This is a genomic window from Amycolatopsis sp. NPDC059027 (assembly GCF_042739735.1).
Classification (GTDB): domain Bacteria; phylum Actinomycetota; class Actinomycetes; order Mycobacteriales; family Pseudonocardiaceae; genus Amycolatopsis.
Genome location: NZ_JBHYIK010000157.1, coordinates 245 through 3,332, shown reverse-complemented (window position 1 = coordinate 3,332; position 3,088 = coordinate 245). Strand labels below are relative to the sequence as shown.

The 3,088-nt window shown below is 69.7% G+C and carries 3 protein-coding genes; 1 reads left to right on the top strand and 2 read right to left on the bottom strand.

The window, feature by feature from the left end; all coding sequences use genetic code 11:
• Window positions 1-245: 245 nt before the first annotated feature.
• Together ACFWY9_RS44740 and ACFWY9_RS44735 are read right to left on the bottom strand one after the other, a co-directional pair.
• Window positions 246-1,022 carry an RICIN domain-containing protein gene (locus tag ACFWY9_RS44740; protein WP_378341755.1) on the bottom strand — a complete coding sequence of 259 codons (777 nt, stop codon included), beginning with the start codon at window positions 1,020-1,022 and terminating at the stop codon, window positions 246-248.
• An 86-nt stretch (window positions 1,023-1,108) separates the two neighbouring features.
• A complete protein-coding gene (locus tag ACFWY9_RS44735) occupies window positions 1,109-2,395 on the bottom strand; it encodes a DUF58 domain-containing protein (RefSeq protein WP_378329831.1) in 1,287 nt (428 codons plus the stop codon).
• Between the two features lie 112 nt (window positions 2,396-2,507).
• Between ACFWY9_RS44735 and ACFWY9_RS44730 the strand changes: the two genes are divergently transcribed.
• On the top strand, window positions 2,508-2,933 hold the full coding sequence (locus tag ACFWY9_RS44730) for an Imm1 family immunity protein (RefSeq protein ID WP_378341754.1): 426 nt from the start codon (window positions 2,508-2,510) through the stop codon (window positions 2,931-2,933).
• The last annotated feature ends 155 nt before the right edge of the window (window positions 2,934-3,088 follow it).

Below are 3,088 nucleotides of genomic sequence, written 5' to 3'. Positions count from 1 at the left end.
CAGCACGAACAGCACGTCCGCGACACCACAACCTGACCATTACCCCACCCCGTCAACCCCACCCCACCAGCACAAACCAGGATGAAAAATCCCCAGTGAGGTGAGTGATCCCTTCCGTGAGCTTCGCGCGGATGCGATCAACCGCTTCCGCCAGCTCCCTCGGGTTCTCCATCCTGCTCCCCTGCCACGACGAGCATCCGATCGTGACATAAGGGCACCGACAAGCCCGTTACCGCGGAAAGGTGTCAGCAGAGGCAGCTGCCGTCGAAGGTGATGGTGTTGCCGTCTTCCAGGCTCGCCGAGCCGGTGAAGCGGATTTCGAACTCGCCGGGCTCGGTCAGGAGCACTTTCGGGGAAGACGCCGAGCCATCCGCACCGGTCTTGGCCGCGGCCGTCTCCCCGCCGCCTTCGAAGACGAGGACGTTTTTCGGCCGCGCTGCCCGCACGTAGAAGTTCACCGGCACCCCGGCCGCGGGCTGGCCGTTCTCCCCGATCACCCGCACCACGAACGGTTCACCCGGCGTCTTCGACGTCAGCCGCTGCCCGTTCCCCGACAGGATCCCCAGCGTCCGCCCACCGGCCGCCCAGTGGTTCGCCAGCCCGGTCAGCGAACAGACCTCCTGGTACAGCCGCGCCCCCGCCGTCGCCGACTCCGCGGTCAGGCACCGCCCGGAAGCCACGTTCGCGATCTCCACCAGCCCCGGCGTCCCCGCGATCCGGCGCCACTGCTGCAGGCGATCCTTGTCATCGCACGCCGCGATCTTCACCGCGACCCCGTCCACCGGGCTCTGCGCCGCCAGGCACTGTCCACTCGCGACACTCTTGTAGTGCTGCGTTCCCTTGTCATAGGTCCATTTCGCGTTCGCGGCCTTCGCGTCGGCCAGCAGCGGCTTGCCGTCCGTGACCGCCAGCGACAACGTCCCGCCGCCATCGGCCAGGTACACCGGCGCGCCCTCGTCAGCCGAAGCAACAGCCGGAACCGTGAAAACCCACAAAGCGACCAGAGCCAGCACCCGCCGCACAGCACTCCCTCCGCAGAAACACCTCCTTACGAGGCATAACAGCGCCACGCACCCCAGCACCAGCGGATCCACCCCATCGAGGGGGCCTACAGCCGCCCGGCCGCCTTCAACGCCAGATACCGATCCGCCAGCGCGGGCGGCAACTCCTCCGGGACAGCGTCCACGACGTCGACACCGCGACGCCCCAGTCGCGCCGTGACCTGCTGACGTTCGGCCAGCACCCGCGAAGCCGCCGCAGCGTCGTACACCGCTTCGGCGTCCCCGCGGCCTCGGGCCATCTCGGCCACGCGCGGATCCGAGACCGACGCGATCAGCAGCTGATGCCGCGAAGTCAGCGAACTCAGCACCGGGAACAGGCCCTCCTCCAACGGCGCCGCGTCCAGCCCGGTCAGCAACACCACCAGCGCGCGCCGCCGCGTCCGCAGCAGCACCTCGGCCAGCATCCCCCGCGCGTCCGTCTCCACCAGCGACGGCTCCAGCGGCGCCATCGCGTTCACCAGCGAAGGCAGCAACGACGACGAACTCCGCACCTCGGCACGCACCCGCCGGTCGTAGGCCAGCAGATCGACCCGGTCCCCCGCCCGCGACGCGAGCGCCGCCAGCAGCAAGGCTGCGTCCATCGCGGCGTCCAGCCGCGGCGCGTCCCCGACCCGGCCCGCCGACACCCGCCCGGTGTCCAGCACCAGCACCACGTGCCGGTCCCGCTCCGGACGCCACGTCCGCACCATGACGTCCGCCGCACGCGCCGTCGCCCGCCAGTCGATCGAGCGGACGTCGTCACCGATCACGTACTCCCGCAGCGAATCGAACTCCGTGCCCTGCCCGCGCACCAGCACCGCGTTCCGTCCGTCCAGCTGCTGCAACCGCGCCAGCCGCGACGGCAAGTGCTTGCGCGAGCCGAACGGCGGCAGCACCCGCACCGTCCACGGCACCGCGTGCGAACCCTGCCGCGCCGCGAGCCCCAACGGGCCATACGACCGCACGGTCACCCGGAACGCCTGCCGGTCGCCCCGCCGCGTCGGCAGCAACGCCGTCGTCAGCCTGCGACGCTCTCCCGCCGGGACGGAAAGCCGATGCCGGTCCTCGGCGCCCGCGCTCGGCGGCCACGCATCCCGCAGCAACCCGCGCACCCGGCGACGTCCCGGATTCGCCACGACAAGCTCCACCGACGCCGGTTCCCCGAGCCGCACCGAAGTGTCCCCCGACCGCGTGAACGTCAGCCGCCGCACGCTCCCCGCGAACGCGAGATCGACGAGCACCAGTACGAGCAGCACCCCGCCCACCACGAGCAGCCCCGTGCCGGAGGGCAGCAGCAAGCCGACCACCAGCGCCCCGAACAACGCCAGCGCGCCGAGCCTTCCGGAAACCGCCATGGCCAGAGCCTATGCCCGGCAGGCAGGCCCGCCACCTGGGCCTGCCTGCGGGATACTCCCTGACGGTCCACGCACTGAACTACCGCAAGACATTCGCCGGAGGCATGAACCCGTGGTCACGCTAGAGGTCTGGTACGACCAGGAGCCGGAGAACGACTTCGGCCCGGGTGACCCGGCGCTCGTCGTCAGCACCCCGGCCGAGCTGGACGAGTTGATCGACCGCATTCTCGCGGAGACGGCCGAGCACGTTGCTCCACCGATGATTCAGGTCGCCATCGCCGGGGTGAAGCGTTCGCCTGTCCTCGAAGTCGGCCTCGGCCAGGACAAGGGTTTCATCGGGTACATCTCCCGGACGGAAGGCGGCGCGACCCACGGCGACGGCGACCCGAACACCCTGGTCGACTACATCTACATGAGCAATCACAGCCAGGTTCCGGCCAGCACCGAGGTTCCGATGGACACTGTGCGCCGTGGGCTGCGCGAGTTCTTGGCCACCGGGAAGCGGCCCAGCGTCGTGCAGACCGACGGCGCTTCCTGACCGCAGCCTCGCTCGACCGGTCTGGAACGGCGAGTTCGCGTGCGTGAACGGCGAACTCGCGTGACCAAATGGAGAACTAGCGGGTCCATAACGACCACTAGAGTGCGGGGGTGGGCGTCTAGGTTCAGTGGTGGGAATAGCCGGAGTTGTAGACC

Coding starts and splice junctions, on each gene's coding strand:
- ACFWY9_RS44735 (WP_378329831.1), bottom strand. CDS start 2,395: ATGGCGGTTTCCGGAAGGCTCGGCGCGCTGGCGTTGTTCGGGGCGCTG.